16 protein-coding genes, 2 tRNA genes and 2 pseudogenes are annotated in these 16,749 nt (G+C 71.9%); 12 read left to right on the top strand and 8 right to left on the bottom strand.

Features of this window, described 5'->3' with window-relative positions; translation table 11 throughout:
- The first annotated feature begins 1 nt into the window (after position 1).
- From NR112_RS03125 to NR112_RS03110, 4 genes are all read left to right on the top strand, one after another.
- Positions 2 to 640 carry a GNAT family N-acetyltransferase gene (locus tag NR112_RS03125; protein WP_256792845.1) on the top strand — a complete coding sequence of 213 codons (639 nt, stop codon included), beginning with the start codon at positions 2 to 4 and terminating at the stop codon, positions 638 to 640.
- Positions 641 to 653: 13 nt separating this feature from the next.
- Positions 654 to 1,322: an HAD family hydrolase gene (locus tag NR112_RS03120; RefSeq protein WP_256792507.1), complete on the top strand. Its 669-nt coding sequence runs from the start codon at positions 654 to 656 to the stop codon at positions 1,320 to 1,322.
- Positions 1,323 to 1,379: 57 nt separating this feature from the next.
- Positions 1,380 to 1,451, top strand: a tRNA-Gln gene (locus NR112_RS03115).
- 91 nt (positions 1,452 to 1,542) lie between these two features.
- A tRNA-Glu gene (locus tag NR112_RS03110) sits at positions 1,543 to 1,615 on the top strand.
- 103 nt (positions 1,616 to 1,718) lie between these two features.
- Here NR112_RS03110 and NR112_RS03105 read toward each other — a convergent pair.
- Positions 1,719 to 3,890 carry a DUF2156 domain-containing protein gene (locus NR112_RS03105; protein WP_256792506.1) on the bottom strand — a complete coding sequence of 724 codons (2,172 nt, stop codon included), beginning with the start codon at positions 3,888 to 3,890 and terminating at the stop codon, positions 1,719 to 1,721.
- Positions 3,891 to 4,004: 114 nt separating this feature from the next.
- On the opposite strand from NR112_RS03105, the pseudogene NR112_RS03100 reads away from it, so the two are divergent.
- Positions 4,005 to 4,232, top strand: a pseudogene (locus tag NR112_RS03100) (hypothetical protein); the annotation flags it as partial.
- 24 nt (positions 4,233 to 4,256) lie between these two features.
- Positions 4,257 to 4,382 carry a hypothetical protein gene (locus NR112_RS03095; protein WP_256792861.1) on the top strand — a complete coding sequence of 42 codons (126 nt, stop codon included), beginning with the start codon at positions 4,257 to 4,259 and terminating at the stop codon, positions 4,380 to 4,382.
- On the opposite strand, the gene fgd is transcribed toward NR112_RS03095, so the two are convergent.
- The 3 genes from fgd to NR112_RS03080 all read right to left on the bottom strand — a co-directional run bounded on the left by fgd (position 4,375) and on the right by NR112_RS03080 (position 7,407).
- Complete coding sequence (gene fgd, locus NR112_RS03090) at positions 4,375 to 5,382, bottom strand: glucose-6-phosphate dehydrogenase (coenzyme-F420) (protein WP_256792505.1); 1,008 nt, start codon at positions 5,380 to 5,382, stop codon at positions 4,375 to 4,377. The two genes, NR112_RS03095 and fgd, sit on opposite strands and share 8 nt — an antisense overlap.
- Positions 5,383 to 5,454: 72 nt before the next feature.
- Entirely contained in the window at positions 5,455 to 6,477 is a 1,023-nt protein-coding gene (locus NR112_RS03085; RefSeq protein WP_256792504.1) for a L,D-transpeptidase family protein, read from the bottom strand.
- A 177-nt stretch (positions 6,478 to 6,654) separates the two neighbouring features.
- On the bottom strand, positions 6,655 to 7,407 hold the full coding sequence (locus NR112_RS03080) for an IclR family transcriptional regulator (RefSeq protein ID WP_020142814.1): 753 nt from the start codon (positions 7,405 to 7,407) through the stop codon (positions 6,655 to 6,657).
- A gap of 153 nt (positions 7,408 to 7,560) precedes the next feature.
- On the opposite strand from NR112_RS03080, the gene leuC reads away from it, so the two are divergent.
- From leuC to NR112_RS03065, 3 genes and pseudogenes are all read left to right on the top strand, one after another.
- Entirely contained in the window at positions 7,561 to 9,006 is a 1,446-nt protein-coding gene (leuC, locus tag NR112_RS03075) for a 3-isopropylmalate dehydratase large subunit (protein ID WP_256792503.1), read from the top strand.
- A gap of 3 nt (positions 9,007 to 9,009) precedes the next feature.
- A complete protein-coding gene (leuD, locus tag NR112_RS03070) occupies positions 9,010 to 9,603 on the top strand; it encodes a 3-isopropylmalate dehydratase small subunit (RefSeq protein WP_256792502.1) in 594 nt (197 codons plus the stop codon).
- Positions 9,604 to 9,901: 298 nt separating this feature from the next.
- Positions 9,902 to 10,105, top strand: a pseudogene (locus NR112_RS03065) (HU family DNA-binding protein); the annotation flags it as partial.
- A 552-nt stretch (positions 10,106 to 10,657) separates the two neighbouring features.
- Here the strand turns inward: NR112_RS03065 and cofC are convergent.
- Complete coding sequence (cofC, locus tag NR112_RS03060; protein WP_256792501.1) at positions 10,658 to 11,527, bottom strand: 2-phospho-L-lactate guanylyltransferase; 870 nt, start codon at positions 11,525 to 11,527, stop codon at positions 10,658 to 10,660.
- Between the two features lie 114 nt (positions 11,528 to 11,641).
- On the opposite strand from cofC, the gene NR112_RS03055 reads away from it, so the two are divergent.
- Both NR112_RS03055 and NR112_RS03050 read left to right on the top strand, forming a co-directional pair.
- Positions 11,642 to 12,442, top strand: a complete 801-nt coding sequence (locus NR112_RS03055) for a lysophospholipid acyltransferase family protein (RefSeq protein ID WP_256792500.1) — start codon at positions 11,642 to 11,644, stop codon at positions 12,440 to 12,442.
- Positions 12,439 to 13,440: an NAD(P)H-dependent glycerol-3-phosphate dehydrogenase gene (locus NR112_RS03050; RefSeq protein ID WP_256792499.1), complete on the top strand. Its 1,002-nt coding sequence runs from the start codon at positions 12,439 to 12,441 to the stop codon at positions 13,438 to 13,440. Before NR112_RS03055 ends, NR112_RS03050 begins: the two co-directional genes overlap by 4 nt.
- A gap of 85 nt (positions 13,441 to 13,525) precedes the next feature.
- Here NR112_RS03050 and NR112_RS03045 read toward each other — a convergent pair whose 3' ends face one another.
- Positions 13,526 to 14,611, bottom strand: a complete 1,086-nt coding sequence (locus NR112_RS03045; protein ID WP_256792498.1) for a PLP-dependent transferase — start codon at positions 14,609 to 14,611, stop codon at positions 13,526 to 13,528.
- A 49-nt stretch (positions 14,612 to 14,660) separates the two neighbouring features.
- Here NR112_RS03045 and NR112_RS03040 point away from each other — a divergent pair, with 49 nt between their 5' ends.
- On the top strand, positions 14,661 to 15,797 hold the full coding sequence (locus tag NR112_RS03040; protein WP_256792497.1) for a D-alanine--D-alanine ligase family protein: 1,137 nt from the start codon (positions 14,661 to 14,663) through the stop codon (positions 15,795 to 15,797).
- Between the two features lie 58 nt (positions 15,798 to 15,855).
- Here the strand turns inward: NR112_RS03040 and NR112_RS03035 are convergent, their stop codons facing one another.
- Together NR112_RS03035 and NR112_RS03030 are read right to left on the bottom strand one after the other, a co-directional pair.
- Entirely contained in the window at positions 15,856 to 16,221 is a 366-nt protein-coding gene (locus NR112_RS03035; protein WP_256792496.1) for a DUF3515 domain-containing protein, read from the bottom strand.
- A 91-nt stretch (positions 16,222 to 16,312) separates the two neighbouring features.
- Positions 16,313 to 16,546 carry an Lrp/AsnC family transcriptional regulator gene (locus NR112_RS03030; protein WP_020142803.1) on the bottom strand — a complete coding sequence of 78 codons (234 nt, stop codon included), beginning with the start codon at positions 16,544 to 16,546 and terminating at the stop codon, positions 16,313 to 16,315.
- Between the last annotated feature and the right edge of the window lie 203 nt (positions 16,547 to 16,749).

The raw sequence follows: 16,749 nt of genomic DNA, 5'->3' as shown, positions 1-16,749 counted from the left end.
CATGGGGGGCTGGTCCTGGCCGCTGCACGGCATCCGCCTGCACACGTCCGACCTCGACCTGAGGGTCATGACCGAGGCGGACCTGCCGACGTTGTGGGCCCTGCTGCCCGACGACCTCGAGCTCAACCCGCACGCCACGACGTATGCCGGCCTCGACGTCCCGGCGAATCGTCGGGCCGTCCTCGCGCAGGGCTACTGGCGCGCCCTGGGGATGTGGTCGCCCGACGACTGGGCGCTGCCCTTCGTGGCCCGTTCGTCGGGCGCCGTCGTGGGCGCCCAGTGGCTCGAGGGGCCCGACTGGCGCTCCGACCGCACCGTCGACTCCTCGTCCTGGCTCGTCGCCGGGGCACGGGGGAGGGGCCTCGGCAGGCAGATGCGGGCCGCGGTGCTCGCCCTCGCCTTCGGCCCGTTGGGAGCCAAGGCGGCGATCAGCTCGGCGGTGGTCGACAACGCTCCGTCCCTCGGCGTCTCGCGCTCCCTCGGCTACCACGACACCCACCGTTCGGTGCTCGAGCACTCGGGGCAGACGCTGCAGCACGTGCGTCTCGACCGGGCGACGTGGGACGCCTCGGGCCTGTCGCGTCACGTCGTCGTCGAGGGTGTCGTCCCCGCCCGGCCCCTCTTCGGCCTCGATCCGTGACAGGAGTCCACTCGTGATCCCGCCCACCCTCGCCACCGTCCTCGACGGCGTGCACGCCGTGCTGCTCGACGTCGACGACACCATCGTCGACACGCAGGAGGCGATGGTCGCCGCCGGGACCGAGGCAGCCGCCGCGATCTGGCCACACCGCCCGGGCGCGGACCACCGCGCCATGGCGCAGCGCTACTACGACGACCCGGAGCGCTGGTTCCCGCGCTATGCCTCTGGCGACGTCCCGTTCGACGCGATGCGGTCGGGTCGACTCGCCGAGGTGGCGGTGGCCTTCGGCCTCGAGGTCCCCGACGGCGCCCACCGGTCCTTCGAGGACGCGTACGCCCCCGCCTTCCGCAGCGCCCAACGGCTCTTCCCCGACGTGCCGGGCCTGCTGTCCGCCGCGCAGCAGGCGGGACTTCCCGTCGCGCTGCTGACGAACTCCGCGCACGCGCCGACCAGCGTCAAGCTCGAGGCGTGCCGGCTCGTCGGTGCCCAGCCCCACCGGGTGGTCTGCATCGGCGACAGCATCGAGTGGGACGTGCTCGGGGCCCAGGCTGCCGGCCTGCGTGCCGTCTGGCTCGATCGACCGGGTCTCGGGACGAGCGAGCCGGTCGCCACCGTGCGCGGTCTGGACGAGGTCGCGGCCGCGCTCGACCGCCGATTTGGGCCACCGCTCACGGACCGGTAGTATTCCCATTCGGTTCACCCCGTACCGGCCGTGAGGCAAGCTCGGAGTGAAACCCCTTGGGGTATGGTGTAATTGGCAACACTACGGTTTCTGGTTCCGTCATTCTAGGTTCGAGTCCTGGTACCCCAGCTCTGGTTCACGGCAACGTGGGCCGATTCGGAGAAATCCAGCCTTCACGGTAAGGTTTCTTCCCGTGCCGAGTTCGCTCGGCACCGCTCACGGCCCCGTTGTGTAGCGGCCTAGCACGCCGCCCTCTCAAGGCGGTAGCGCGGGTTCGAATCCCGTCGGGGCTACGTGATGCTCGCGAGAGCGCAAGAAGACCCCGGTCCACACGGACCGGGGTCTTCGTGCATGTCAGGGCGCGGGCGACTCCGGGTCCGTCCTCGACGAGCGGCCCTACAAGGACACCTGAGCCTCGTCCCGGCGTGACTGGAGCCCGGCGCGGGCGAGGTCACGCAGGGACGCGCCGGGGAGGTACGCCGAGGTCAGGGCGAGCCCGATGCGCGGCAGGGCGGCCTCGTCGGCGAAGACGAGGTAGACCGGCTGGTGCCGGGGCCGGAACTTGTGCTTGAAGCTGTCGAGCGACCGGAAGCCGTACAGGGGTTCCATGGCCTCACCGAGCTGGTCGAGGAGGCGCTCGAGCGCGGCCCGCTCGGCCGTCCCGTCGCCGGAGTGCGCGAGGGGGGCCCCTGACAGCGACACGAACGAGGCACCCTGCTCACGGAAGGACAGGCAGGCGCTCGCGATGAGGAACTCGGTGACGGGTCGGAAGCCGTCCGGGAGGCGGCGCATGACGTCGAGCGTCCACCCGCGGACCTCACCGCCGGGAGAGTGGACGGGCAGCCACGAGGTCACGCCGTGGACCGTCATGTCGGCGTCGACCGCCAGCCCGACCCGCGTGTCGGGGTCGAGGGCCTCGTCGACGCTCCCGAGCGTGAAGCCCATCTCGGGCAGCCCCTTGTCCGAGACCCAGAGCTCGGAGATGGCGCGCACCTGGGTCAGCAGGCCGCGGGGCATCTCGGCGAGCTGCCCCTCGCGGTAGGTGATCCCGTCCTTCGTCGCGCGGTTGAGGGCCGTGCGGACGCTCTGCCAGGACTTGCCCTTGAACTCGAGGTCGGGCAGGTCGATGATCGCCTCCTCGGCCACGAGCACGTCGCGCCGGCCGTTAGCACGCCCCCAGTCGGCGACCTCCTGCGTGACGGAGAAAAAGCACACGATGAGCCCGTGCGTCTCCTGCTCGTCCACGAAACCCTGGAGCACGTCAGCGCGCGTCGCGGCGTCCGCACCGACGGGGTCGCCGAGGGCGATGGCCGTGCCCCGGTGCACCTGGAAGGCGACGTAGCCGACCGGTCCACCCGACGGGTCGCGGTGGACGTACCAGTGGTTGTCGGGCCAGGTGCCCATCCACGCCATCGTGGACCCACCGTGCTCCTTGAGCAGGGCCACTGCGGTGTCCCGGTCGCTCGCCCCGGTCGCGAGCTCCCTGCGCCGCTTCCGTCGTGACCGCGCCTGGAAGGCCGACCGCCCGAGCACGAGGACGGCGAGCTGGAGCAGCGTGATGACCACGGTGACGACGAGCTCGGGGATGGAGGTCGCGACCTGTCCGTCGCCGTTGAGCTGGTCGGGTGCCACGACCTCGACGACGATGAGCAGGGACTGGGCCAGCAGTGAGAGCGTCGCGAGCCCGCCGGCGAGGAACCACACCCGACGCGAGCCGCGCCGCAGGCCGTCGGCGAGCAGGAGCGAGATGGCCGCGCTGATGAGCACGCTGAAGGCGTCCGTGTCGTCTGAGGTCGCCCCGAGCGGCCCGTCCGACGGCGTGAAGTAGAGCAGGATCTGGACCAGGGCGCTGACGAGGTAGAAGGCCGACGAGACGACCCGCCACTCGTGCCGGCTGAAGCGAGGCAGCGCGAGCGACGGTCGGCGGCCGAGCAGGACCGGCCCGAGCGCGAGCCCGACCGAGATGCCGATGGCGTGCTCGAGGTCCCAGAGGCGTCCGACGTAGAGGAGCGCGACGACGGCGTAGAGCGACAGGACCGCTCGCAGACGCCCACGCCACGGCGGGGTCAGGGTCGCGCTCGCCGCGGCGACCGCTCCCAGGGCGCCCGCGCTGAACCCGGCGTCCAGCTCTGTCGCGAGTCGGGCGGCCCACTCCCAGCCGGTGCCGTCCACGACGAGCAGGAACAGCGAGGCCAGCAGGACGCCGGACAGGTGCGTCGACGTCGCGGCGACGGCGACCCGACGCGTGCCCAGACGCCACTCCGACCAGCCGACCATGAGCAGGGCTCCGCCGGCCACGGGGAGGTACTGCGACGGGGTGAGGGCGAAGAAGGCGCCGGTGACCGGTGTCCACCAACGGCCGTCCTGGAGAGCCGGGAGACCGTACGCGACGTGGTCGACGAGGTCCCGGTCCTCGAGCGCGTTCCACAGCGTGCCGGTCGCCAGTGCCAGCACGAGCATGGTGCCGACGACCACGATCGTGAAGGGCAGGCGTCGGGCGAGGGCGGTCGCCCGGGCCGTCGGACCGGGGTCCGGTGCGTCGTCGGGGTCGTTCGAAGCTGTCGTCACGCGCGCGGCCCCTTCCCGGGTCTCCGGTCCGCGGTGGACCTGTTGCGATGCTAGTGCGCGGTGCTCGGGGAGGGGGCGGCCGTCGTGCCGGCGCCACGATCCGAGAGGCGTGTCATGAGCGGTTTCGTCCACACGAGCACACCCACGACGGCGAGCTCGCCGTCTTCCTCATCGGCATGCGGGTCAACCATCCGTGGCGCCCCGACCTCTGGGGTCCGGTGTTCGCCGCGGGCCGGGCATGATCAGCGAGCTGTATGCCGCCAAGTCCGCTGCCGCACGCGGGGAGGGGCCCCGACAGGAGCCGTCGGCAGCTGGCACGAGACGTATGCCGTCCAGGCCGGTGCGCACGAGAGCCTCTACGTCGGGATGCCGCCGACCGGGCTCGGCATGGCCTTCGGCCTGACCGAGGACCGCAGCCGTCGACGGCACGCCCGGATCGGCCGGAACGAGGTCGCCGCCGCCGGAGTGGCCCCGGAGGGTGCGGTCAGCTGAGCTCGCGCAGGCCGGGCAGCACGTCGGCGGAGAACTGCTCGAGGAACCGGCCCTGGTCGTGGCCCGGCGCGTGGAAGACGACGTGGTTGAAACCCCAGTCGACGTACTGGCGCACTGCGTCGACGGCCTCGGCGGGGTCGCTCGTGACGATCCACCGCTTGGCGATCTCTTCGTCGGACAGCTCGTCGGCCAGGCGTTCCATCTCGACCGGGTCGTCGACGCCGTGCTTCTGCTCGGCACTGAGCGACAGGGGCGCCCAGAAGCGCACGTTGTGCAGGGCCTGCTCGGGGTCTCGGTCGTAGGAGAGCTTGATCTCGATCATCCGGTCGATGTCGTCACGGGTGCGCCCTGACTTGGCCAGGCCCTCGTCGACGGCAGGGAGCAGCTTGTCCTCGTAGAGCTCGCGGCCCTTGCCGGACGTGCAGATGAACCCGTCACCCGACCGGCCGGCATACCTCGCGACGAGCGGACCGCCGGCCGCGACGTAGACGGGGATGGGCTGCTCAGGGCGGTCGTAGACCGTGGCCGCGTGCGTCTGGTAGTAGTCGCCCTCGAAGTCGACGCGCTCCTCGGTCCACAGCTTGCGCATGAGCGTCACGGCCTCGCGCAGGCGCGCGAAGCGCTCCTTGAACTCCGGCCACGGCGAGCCCGCGGCGCCGACGGCCACCTCGTTGAGGGCCTCGCCGGTACCGATGCCGAGGACGATGCGTCCGGGGTTGAGGGTTCCGAGCGTCCCGAAGGCCTGCGCCACGACGGCCGGGTTGTAGCGGAACGTCGGGGTCATGACCGACGTGCCGAGCTGGATCCGCTCGGTGCGCTCGCCCGCGGCCGCGAGCCAGCTCATCGCGAAGGGCGCGTGACCCTGCTGGTGCCGCCAGGGCTGGAAGTGGTCGGAGATGAAGGCCGAGTCGAGCCCGACCTGCTCGGCCTGCGTGGCCAACGTGACGAGGTCGCGCGGACCGAACTGCTCCGCGGACGCCTTCCAACCAACCTTGAGCACACCGACTCCTTCGGGCCGTGGGGGAGTGACCTCCGTCAGCCTACGTCGGGGTCCCCGGGGGCCGTCGGGCCGTCACCAGTGGACGACGACCTGGTCGCCGATGCGCACCTCGCCGTAGAGCTGGATGAGCAGCGGCTTGTTGCGGACGTTGACACAGCCGTGCGAGGCGCCGGCGTAGCCGAGGCGGGCGAAGTTCGAGGAGTAGTGCACGGCTTGGCCGCCGGAGAAGAACATCGAGTACGGCATCGGCGTGTGGTAGAGGTTCGAGATGACGTCGACCTTCTTCTTGTAGACGGAGAAGACGCCCTCGCGGGTGGGCAGCTCGTCGCTGCCGAACCGCACGTCGAAGCCGTACTGCGGTACGCCGTCGACGACCCAGGTCAGACGCTTCGTCGACTTGCTGACGCACATGACCCGGCCGGTCATGCAGCGCTCGTCGACGTCCCAGGAGACGGACGCGGGACTCGGCTCGGCGGCCTTCGGCTTGACGTTGGCGAGCTCGTCGGACGTCGGTCGGTGCGTCATCGAGACGAGGCGGTCCCACGTGCGCTCGTCGAGCGTGCCGGTCGCGTCGAAGCCGCGCTTGGCCTGGAAACCACGCACCGCGGCCGTCGTCTTGGTGCCGTAGCGGTCGCTCACGTCGCCGTCGAACCAGCTCAGCTGTCGCAGCCGGGCCTGCAGGGAGCGCACCTTCGCACCGGTGTCGCCCGCGCGGAGCATGATGACCGGTGCCGGCCCGGGCTCGGCCGTCGCGGACGGAGTGGGCTCCGAGGGGCGTGTCGACTGCGTGGGCGTCTGCTGCGCGGGCGTCGGCGGAGCGGTGGTCGGCGGCGTGACGGCGGACGGCGGCGTGACGGTGGACGGGGTGGACGGCGGCGTCTCGCTCGCGGTGCCGGTGGGGGTCTGGGTCGTGGGGGCCGGTGTGCCGCCGGACGCTCCGGAGGCTGCGGTCTGGCCGACGTGCGTGGCGGCAGCCCCGACCGTCTGTTCCGGGCTGCAGGCCGTCGTGGCTGCGACGAGGGCCGCGAGGCCGCCGAGCACGAGGGCGTGGCGCAGGCCGCCGGTGGCCCGGAGCGGTGAGGTGGCTGTCTGCATCGTGGCCCCTTGTCTGAACGCGACGTGCCGTGCGTCGGTGCACTGCACTGAGGGTGACGCCACGACGCCCGGATTGGTTGTCCGGGTCGGGGTGTCGATCCGGATCGTGACCGATCCGTTGTGCACGGCCTGCCGTCCCCGACGCCGTTGTCGGGAGGCGGCCGGGAGCCGACGGGGTCAGGCGTTGTGCTGCTGCTGTTGCTGCTGCTGCATGGCGTGGTGGCGCCGCAGCACCTCGGTCAGCTTGTTGGCCCCGGCGACGACCGTGGCGGCGTGCAGCCGACCCGGCTGGCGGGAGAGGCGCTCGATGGGCCCCGAGATGGACACCGCTGCGACGACGCGACCCGACGGGCCGCGCACCGGCGCCGACACCGACGCGACGCCCGCCTCGCGCTCCGCCACGCTCTGGGCCCAGCCGCGACGGCGCACTCCGGACAGAGCGGTGGCCGTGAAGGCCGCACCCTGCAGGCCGCGGTGGAGCCGGTCGGGCTCCTCCCACGCGAGCAGGACCTGCGCGGCGGAGCCGGCGAGCATCGAGAGCGTCGCGCCGACCGGGATCGAGTCGCGCAGACCGACGGGTCGCTCGGCCGCGGCGACGCAGATGCGCTGGTCGCCCTGGCGGCGGAAGAGCTGCGCGCTCTCGTTCGTGTGGTCGCGCAGGGCGCCGAGCACCGGACCGGCTGCCGCGAGCAGACGGTCCTCGCCCGCGGCCGAGGCGAGCTCGCCGAGGCGTGGACCGAGCACGAAGCGTCCCTGCATGTCCCGTGACACGAGACGGTGGTGCTCGAGCGCGACGGCCAGACGGTGGGCCGTCGGGCGGGCGAGCCCGGTGGCTCCGACGAGCTGGGCGAGAGTGGCCGGACCGGCCTCGAGGGCGCCCAGCACCGTGGCGGCCTTGTCGAGAACACCGACCCCTGAAGAGTTGTCCATGCACTGATACTGACGTCTCAGGCACTGAGACGTCAATCCATCGCACCCACAAAAGGTTCAGTCTTGCCGAAGAGCGATGTCGCGACCAGGTCCTCGATGGCGCACGCGCTCGACCACCGGAACGCCGCCGCGGAGGGAAGTCAGAGGGACGTCATGGCAGGGACACTGGCCGAGAAGGTCTGGGACGCACACGTCGTACGTCGCGCCGAAGGGGAGCCCGATCTCCTCTACATCGACCTCCACCTCCTCCATGAGGTGACCAGCCCCCAGGCTTTCGACGGGCTGCGGCTCGCCGGTCGGCCCGTGCGCCGCCCCGACCTGACGCTCGCGACCGAGGACCACAACGTCCCCACGACGCCCGGACCCATCACCGACCCGGTGTCGAAGATCCAGGTCGAGACCCTCCGCCGCAACTGCGAGGAGTTCGGTGTCCGCCTCTATCCGATGGGGGACGCCGACCAGGGCATCGTCCACGTCGTCGGTCCGCAGCTCGGCCTCACGCAGCCGGGCATGACCGTCGTCTGCGGCGACAGCCACACCTCGACGCACGGCGCCTTCGGTGCGCTGGCCTTCGGCATCGGCACCTCCGAGGTCGAGCACGTGCTCGCCACGCAGACGCTGCCCCTCAAGCCCTTCCGCACCCTTGCCGTGAACGTGCGCGGCGAGCTGCCCGACGGCGTCACCGCCAAGGACATCGTCCTGGCCGTCATCGCCACGATCGGCACCGGCGGTGGCCAGGGCTACGTCATCGAGTACCGCGGCGAGGCCATCGAGGCCCTGTCGATGGAGGCCCGGATGACGGTCTGCAACATGTCCATCGAGGCCGGGGCCCGCGCGGGCATGATCGCGCCCGACCAGACGACGTTCGACTACCTCCGGGGTCGCCCGCACGCCCCGACCGGTGCGGACTGGGAGGCTGCGGTCGCCGAGTGGACCTCGCTGCGCAGTGACGACGACGCCGTCTTCGACGCCGAGGTCGACCTCGACGCCGCGGAGCTGACCCCCTTCGTCACGTGGGGCACCAACCCCGGACAGGGGCTGCCGCTCTCGGCCTCGGTGCCCGATCCGGAGGAGTTCGCCGACGAGAGCGACCGTCTCGCCGCCGCCAACGCCCTCGCCTACATGGGCCTCGAGCCCGGCACGCCCCTGCGCGACATCAAGGTCGACACGGTCTTCGTCGGCTCGTGCACCAACGGCCGCATCGAGGACCTCAGGGCCGCCGCCGCCGTCGTCCAGGGTCACCGGGTCGCCGACGGCGTCCGCATGCTCGTCGTCCCGGGGTCGGCCAAGGTGCGCCTCCAGGCCGAGTCCGAGGGGCTCGACAAGGTCTTCACCCAGGCCGGCGCCGAGTGGCGCCTGCCCGGCTGCTCGATGTGCCTCGGCATGAACCCCGACACCCTCGCCCCGGGCGAGCGCAGCGCGTCGACGTCCAACCGCAACTTCGAGGGCCGGCAGGGCAAGGGTGGCCGCACCCACCTCGTCAGCCCCCTCGTGGCGGCAGCGACCGCCGTCCGGGGCACGCTGTCGAGCCCCTCCGACCTCGACAGTGCCAGCCGGTCGAACGGCCAGCTGGCATCCGCGACGACCGGGGAGGCCTGAGCCATGGACGCGTTCACGACCCACACGGGCGTCGGTGTGCCGCTGCGCCGCGGCAACGTCGACACCGACCAGATCATCCCTGCCGAGTACCTCAAGCGCGTGACGCGCACCGGCTTCGAGGACGGCCTCTTCGCCGCCTGGCGCAAGGACGAGTCGTTCGTCCTCAACAGCCCGGTGTACGCCGACGGCTCGGTCCTCGTGGCCGGACCCGACTTCGGCACGGGCTCGAGTCGCGAGCATGCCGTGTGGGCCCTGATGAACTGGGGCTTCCGGGTCGTCATCAGCTCTCGCTTCGCCGACATCTTCCGCGGGAACAGCGGCAAGCAGGGCCTGCTCACCGCGATCGTGTCGCAGGACGACGTCGAGCTGATCTGGAAGTACCTCGAGAACAACCCCGGTGCCGAGATCTCGGTCGACCTCGTGGCTCGCAGCGTCCACGCCGGGGAGATCGTCGCGCCGTTCGAGATCGACGACTACACCCGTTGGCGGCTGCTCGAGGGCCTCGATGACATCGGGCTGACCCTGCGACACGAGGATCTCGTCGCAGATTTCGAGTCGCACCGGCCGAGCCACAAGCCGGTGACGGCTCCCGCCTGACGACACGCTCCCCGGGCCCCCAGTTGGCGCCCCGCGAGCAAACGGATCCCCTTGTCAGACAAGGGGATCCGTTTTGGTTTCGGGGCGAATCGGACACGGCCGAGAAGTCCCCATGTCGTCCCGGAACCCGCTCAGAACCCGCTCAGAACCCGTCAAACTCCTTGCGACACAACGAAAAACCCACCGACCGGTGATGGACGTGCCTGCCGCGGCAGCCTAACGTCAGGAGGTAGCCGGACCGGTTCCGGACGCACATCGTCGGGTCGCCTGACGCCGACAGTCCTCTGGAGGGGAAGACGTGAACAAGGCAGAACTGATCGACGCGCTCGAGGTCAAGCTCGGCAGCAAGAAGGTCGCATCCGACGCGCTGGAGGCGTTCCTCGACGTCGTCATCCGCGAGGTCGCCAAGGGTGGCAAGGTCGGTATCACCGGCTTCGGCACCTTCGAGCGGGCCGACCGGGCCGCACGTACCGGCCGCAACCCCAAGACGGGGGCGACCGTGAGGATCAAGAAGACCCGCGTCCCCAAGTTCCGTTCGGGCACGAACTTCAAGGAGGTCGTGTCGGGCGCCAAGAAGCTCTCCAAGACCGAGTCCGCCGCCTCGCGTGCCTCCGCCGGCAGCTCGGTGGCCGCGGCCCCGGCCACACGCACGGCGACGAAGAAGACCGCCACGAAGGCCACCCCCGCCAAGGCTGCGGCACGGAAGACGACGACGACGAAGGCCGCTGCCACGAAGGCTGCCCCCGCCAGGCGCGCCACGGCGACCAAGGCCGCCCCGGCCAAGGCCGCGGCGAGGACGACGACGAAGGCCGCTGCCACGAAGGCTGCCCCCGCCAGGCGCGCCACGGCGACCAAGGCCGCCCCGGCCAAGGCCGCGGCGAGGAGACGACGACGAAGGCCGCTGCCACGAAGACCACGGCCGCCAAGAAGACGACGGCCCGCAAGACGACCGCGAAGAAGACCGCCTCGAGGTGAGGCCACTCGGCGGCGCCGGGCAGGGACGCTGCCGGACGTGACGTGGGCCCGACCGGCGACGGTCGGGCCCACGCGCGTGTCAGCGGATGGGCTGGCCCGGTCCGACGCCCACGATGTGCAGCGCGATGACCAGGTCGTCGACGACCTCGACGGTGAGGCGCTGGCCGAGGCGCAACAGGCGCAGGCCGCTCGCCTCGAACGCCGGTGCCTCGAAGCGCAGCTCGACGCCGTCGTCGCGCAGCACGCTCCCCGTGTGGGTCTCGGGGTCGAAGCGGTGGACGGTGGCCTGCATGCTCCTGATCCAACCAGACGCGCGGTGCTCGAGGACGGTGCGTGTCGCCGGGCCGAGCCCGAGCCGGCGCGCCCGAGCGAGGCTGCGTGCGTCGTCGACGTCGGTGCGCAGGCGGGGGAGCGGCAGCTCGAGGCGCACGGCCCCGTCGGCCTCGTGACGCGCGGCGCTGTCGGTGCCGAACCGCGGCGTGAAGCCGCGGCCACAGCGCAGGACCGTGCCCGTGCCGTCTGCGTCGGGCACGAACGACTCCTCGACGGACGCCGCGGCCTCCAGGGCAGACCGCAGCGAGGCGGCGTCGAGCGAGGGCACGTCACCGAGCAGGGCGGCCACGCAGGCGCCCGGCCCGGCGTGCCGCACACCTGCGGAGACGGCGTCGTTGAGCCCGGTGCCGGGGTCGGCCACGACGTGGACCCCACGCGTACGCCACGTGGCCGCCAGGCCCGCGTCACTCGTCACGAGCACGAGGTGGTCCGGCCCGACTGCCGCGGCGGCCGCGGCGAGGGTGTCGGTCGCGATCGCGGCGCTGAGCTCGGCGCGGTCCGAGCCGACGGCGCGGGCGAGGCGCGACTTGCCGTGGTTCGTGTCCTTGACGGGGACGACGACGTGCCAGCCGGCGGACGGCTCTGCCGGGGGGTGCGCGTACGAGGAGGTCGTCATGCTGGCGATATCGTCCCACTCGCCGCCCTGCTGCTCGACACCGCGCCGTGAGGTGGACAAGATGAAGCCCAGCCACGTCGACCGGCGTGCGCACGACGAGGAGGACGTGACACCGTGACTGCCGGCGCACCCAAGAGGCGGTTGCCGTGGGCCTACCGGCTCGTGGCCCTGCTGCTCCGGCCGCTCCTGATGTGGGTCACCAAGCGCGACTGGCGCGGGCTCGAGAACATCCCGGCCGAGGGCGGCTTCGTCGTCTCGACGAACCACATCTCCTACGCCGACCCACTGGTCTTCGCGCACTTCATGTTCGACAGCGGGCGCGAGCCCTACTTCCTCGGCAAGGACAGTCTCTTCGCGATCCCGTTCGTCGGTTGGCTGCTCAAGAAGTGCGGCCAGATCCCCGTCTACCGCAACTCCGCGGCAGCGACGGACTCCTACCGGGCCGCGGTCGAGGGCGTGCGTGCCGGCAAGGCGCTCGGCATCTTCCCCGAGGGCACCATCACGCGTGACCCCGACCTGTGGCCGATGCGCGGCAAGACCGGCGCCGCCAGGGTCGCCCTCGAGACGCGCTGCCCGCTGATCCCCGTGGCGCAGTGGGGTGCTCAGGAGATCCTGTCTCCCTACGGCCACAAGCCCTCGCTCTTCCCGCGCAAGACGATGATGATGTACGCCGGTCCGCCCGTCGACCTGTCCGACCTCTACGACCGCCCGATCGACACCAAGGTGCTGCGCGAGGCGACCGACCGGCTCATGGACCGCATCACCGAGCTGCTCGAGGTGCTCCGGGACGAGAAGCGTCCGACCGAGCGCTTCGACCCGCGCCAGCACGGCGTCCCCGAGATCGGCGACCCCCTGGGGCATCACGAGATCGGGCGCGCCAAGCGTCACCGCGGCCGGGACGGGAGCCCGTCGTGACGGCTCGCGTCGCCGTCATGGGCAGTGGCAACTGGGGCACGGCGTTCGGCATGATCCTGGCCGACGCCGGGTGCGACGTGACGATGTGGGCGCGTCGACCGGAGGTCGCCGACGCGATCAACGCCGGGTGCAACGAGGCGTACCTGCCCGAGCTCGAGCTGCCGTCGGCCGTCCGGGCCACCGTCGACCCGGCCGAGGCACTCCACCGCGCCGACGTCGTCGTGCTCGCCGTGCCGTCGCAGACGTTGCGCGACAACCTGACCCGCTGGGGCGCCTCGATCCCCACCGACGCCCCCGTCGTGTCCCTCATGAAGGGCGTCGAGCTCGGCACGACGATGCGGATGAGCGAGGTCATCGCCGAGGCCGCCGACGTCGCGACCGACCGCATCGTCGTCGTGTCCGGCCCCAACCTCGCGCCCGAGATCGCCCGTCGACAGCCGGCCGCGGGCGTCGTCGCGTGCCGCGACATGGCGACCGCCGAGCGCGTCGCCAGCGCCTGCGCAACCCCGTGGTTCCGGCCCTACACCGACACCGACGTCATCGGCGCCGAGGTGTGCGGGGCCACGAAGAACGTCGTCGCGCTCGCGTCGGGCATGGCCGAGGGGATGGGATTCGGCGACAACACGAAGGCCACGATCATCACTCGTGGTCTTGCCGAGACGACCCGCCTGGGCCTGTCCCTCGGCGCGCACCCCCAGACGTTCATGGGGCTCGCCGGGGTCGGCGACCTCATCGCGACGTGCATGTCGCCGCTCTCGCGCAACCACACCTTCGGCGTGCGGCTCGGCCGCGGCCGCACCGTCGAGGAGGCGACCGCCGAGCTGCGCACGACCACCGAGGGCGTCAAGTCGTGCGAGTCGATCCTCACCCTGGCCGGGCAGCACGACGTCGACATGCCGATCTGCGAGCAGGTCGTCGCCGTGATCCGGGACGGTCACTCGGCGAGCGAGGTCGGCCCGCGCCTCATGTCACGTGACCTCAAGGCCGAGAAGCACTGAGGGAGTATGCCCTCCGCCTGGTCGTGGGTGCCGTGAAGGGCGTGTCCGCCGGATCCTGACGCCGCCCGGCCCGCAGGCCCCGGAGTCAGGCGTGGTCGAGCGCCTGCGCGAGGTCGGCCCACAGATCGTCGACGTGCTCGATGCCGACCGAGAGCCGGACGAGGTTGACCGGTACCTGCTCGGACTCGGACGGGTGACGCCGGCGGCGCTCGAGCTGTGACTCGACGCCGCCGAGGCTCGTCGCGTGCAGCCAGAGACGCGTCGAGGCGCAGACCCGCTCGGCGGCGTCAGCGTCGCCTGCCACGTCGATCGAGACCATGGCGCCGGTGCCGGGGTAGCGCACGCGCTCGACGGCCGGATGGCCCTCGAGGCGGCGGGCCAGCTCGGCCGCGCTGGCACTGGCCCGCTCGAACCGCACGGACAGCGTCCGCAGGCCGCGCAGCGCGAGGAAGACCTCCATCGGTCCGGCGATCGCCCCGTGCAGGGTGCGGTGGCGACGCAGCCGATCGCCGACCTCGCGTCCGCGCTCGGAGTCGGCGACGACCGTCGCGCCGAGCACGACGTCGCTGTGACCCGAGAGGTACTTCGTCACGGAGTGCACGACGACGTCGGCGCCGAGCGAGAGCGGCCGGCACAGCAGCGGTGTCGAGAGGGTGTTGTCGACGACGCTCGCGACGCCGAGCTCGCGTGACCGGGCGAGGACGACGTCGAGCTCGATGACGTCCATGAGCGGATTCGTCGGGGACTCGAGCCAGAGCAGGTCGGCTGACTCGAGGGCGGCGAGGAAGGCGGCCGTGTCGGTGGCGTGCACGCGGACGACCGTGCCGCCGGCCTTCTCGTGGGCGACGAGCAGGTCGCCGGTGCCGTTGTACGTCGTGTCGGGGGCGATGACCGTGCCGCCCGCCGGGACGAGCGCGAGAGCCGCCGAGATGGCCCCCATGCCCGACGCGTGCACGAGGGCCCGACCGCCCTCGAGGCCGCCGAGCGCCTCCTCGAACGCGGTCCACGTCGGGTTGCCCGAGCGGGCGTAGTTGACGGGCCCGTCCGCGGCATACGTCGAGGTCAGCTCGACGGCGACGTTCGCGGGCGAGCCGGCGGAGCGCTCGGGGCGTCCCGCCGCCACGAGGAACGTCTCGACGTGCAGGTGCTCTGAATCCGCTTCGGTGCCCACGCCCTCAGCGTACGAGCGGCCCCCACGGTCTTCGATAGAGTCTCGTCTGATGACCACGGACCAGCCCCAGCCCGACCTGCCGAGCCGCCCCCGCGTCGCCATCGTCTTCGGAGGGCGCTCCTCGGAGCACGCAGTCTCCTGCGCCACCGCCGCCGGGGTGCTGCGCGCCATCGACCGCAGCAAGTACGACATCATCCCGATCGGCATCTCCCGCGACGGGCAGTGGGTCCTCGCGGCCGACGAGCCGAGCCGCTTCGAGCTGACCGCCGGGCGCACCCCGGAGGTCGAGCCGAGCGCAGCCCACGTGGTCCTGCCGCTCTCGACGCGCGAGAGCTCGCTCACCTCTCTCGAGGCCGGCCGGCCACCGCAGGAGCTCGGCCAGGTCGATGTCGTCTTCCCACTGCTGCACGGGCCGTTCGGCGAGGACGGCACGCTTCAGGGATTCCTGGAGCTCTCCGACGTCCGCTACGTCGGCTCCGGCGTCTTCGCCTCCGCCGCGGGCATGGACAAGCACTTCATGAAGGTCGTCTTCGCCGGCCACGGGCTGCCCGTCGGGCCGTATGCCGTCATCACCGACCGCGCGTGGCGCACCGACCCGGCCGCCGCCATGGATGCCTGCGCCGGTCTCGCCTACCCGCTCTTCGTCAAGCCCGCCCGGGCCGGCTCGTCGATGGGGATCACCCGTGTCGACGACCCGGCCGAGCTCCAGGCCGCCATCGAGGCGGCGCGCGACCACGACCCCAAGGTCCTCGTCGAGGCGGGGATCGCCGGCCGGGAGATCGAGTGCGCCGTGCTCGAGGGCCACGGCACGTCCGGGCCGCGCACGTCCGAGGTGGGCGAGGTCGCCGTCCACGACAACCACGGCTTCTACGACTTCGAGGCGAAGTACCTCGCCGAGGCCGACGTCGACCTCACCTGTCCCGCCGACGTGCCCGAGCAGGTCTCCAAGGAGGTCCGACGGCTCGCCGCCGAGGCGTTCGAGGCGCTCGGCTGCGAGGGGCTCGCGCGCGTCGACTGCTTCTACACCGACGACGGACGGGTCCTGATCAACGAGATCAACACGATGCCGGGCTTCACGCCGCACTCGATGTACCCGCGGATGTGGGCGGCCTCGGGCGTCGACTACCCCGACCTCATCGACGAGCTCATCTCCCTCGCCCTCGAACGGCGCACCGGCCTGCGCTGAACCGGGCCGACCCCGCACGCGCGGGGACGACAGGGCCGGCCACACACGGCATACGTCCTCAGGAGCAGTGGCGGCCGTTGGACGGCAGGGACGTCGCGACGTCGGTGAAGGCCGGCAGCAGCAGCGGCACCGCCCCGTAGGCGCCGGGGGCCAGCACCTCGATGGCCGGGTCGCGGCCGTAGGTCGTCGCCACCGACCCGTCGCTGAGGGGACGTACGACCCAGTCGACGCCGTCGACGGTCACGCAGTCGTCGGTGGTCGGGCCGAGCGGGTCGAGGCCGCAGCGTGCGATGAGCGCCGGGTCGCCCCAGGCCGCGACCGACCCGTCGTCGGGCTGAGTCGTGACGCGCGCGTGGCCGCTGACGTCGGCGGGCCACCGGGCCGACGCGCAGACCGGCGCCGACGCCTGCGGCGCGAGTGCCACCTCGGGGGCGCGGCTGCACGCGGACAGCACGACGGCGGCGCCGATGAGCGCCGCCGTCGTGAGGTACGGGCGTCGGTTCAGGGGGCTGGCCTCAGACGTGGACGACCGTGCAGGTCAGGGTCCGGGTGATGCCGGGGACGTCCTGGAGCTTGGCGATGACGAGACGACCGAGGTCGTCGACGTTGGAGGCCTCGACGCGCGCGATGACGTCGTAGGGACCTGTGACGTCCTCGGCGAGAGTCACGCCCGAGATGCCCGCGATCGCCTCCGCCACGCTCGCGGCCTTGCCGACTTCGGTCTGGATCAGGATGTAGGCCTGGACCACGTGTCACCTCACTGTGTGTCGATCGTTGGACGGTCGTGCAGGCGCGACGCGCTGGCCCGACCGCTCGGAACGGCAGGTCCCAGCGTGACTGCGACCGTGCCCTGACGCTACCTTGCCATGGGGCCTCACGTCCCATGGAAACCGGGGGCCTGAGACGGCCGTCCACCGAAAGGGTGTGTGATCCGTGCCGGACGGGCAGCGGC

This window comes from Terrabacter sp. Ter38 (assembly GCF_024519435.1).
Classification (GTDB): domain Bacteria; phylum Actinomycetota; class Actinomycetes; order Actinomycetales; family Dermatophilaceae; genus Terrabacter.
Note: the sequence above shows the minus strand (reverse complement) of the source record. Positions and strands in the feature narration are given on the sequence as shown.

Coding starts and splice junctions, on each gene's coding strand:
- NR112_RS03125 (WP_256792845.1), top strand. CDS start 2: ATGGGGGGCTGGTCCTGGCCGCTGCACGGCATCCGCCTGCACACGTCC.
- NR112_RS03095 (WP_256792861.1), top strand. CDS start 4,257: ATGCCGCCGACCGGGCTCGGCATGGCCTTCGGCCTGACCGAGGACCGC.
- NR112_RS03085 (WP_256792504.1), bottom strand. CDS start 6,477: ATGCAGACAGCCACCTCACCGCTCCGGGCCACCGGCGGCCTGCGCCAC.
- NR112_RS03080 (WP_020142814.1), bottom strand. CDS start 7,407: ATGGACAACTCTTCAGGGGTCGGTGTTCTCGACAAGGCCGCCACGGTG.
- leuC (WP_256792503.1), top strand. CDS start 7,561: ATGGCAGGGACACTGGCCGAGAAGGTCTGGGACGCACACGTCGTACGT.
- leuD (WP_256792502.1), top strand. CDS start 9,010: ATGGACGCGTTCACGACCCACACGGGCGTCGGTGTGCCGCTGCGCCGC.
- cofC (WP_256792501.1), bottom strand. CDS start 11,527: ATGACGACCTCCTCGTACGCGCACCCCCCGGCAGAGCCGTCCGCCGGC.
- NR112_RS03040 (WP_256792497.1), top strand. CDS start 14,661: ATGACCACGGACCAGCCCCAGCCCGACCTGCCGAGCCGCCCCCGCGTC.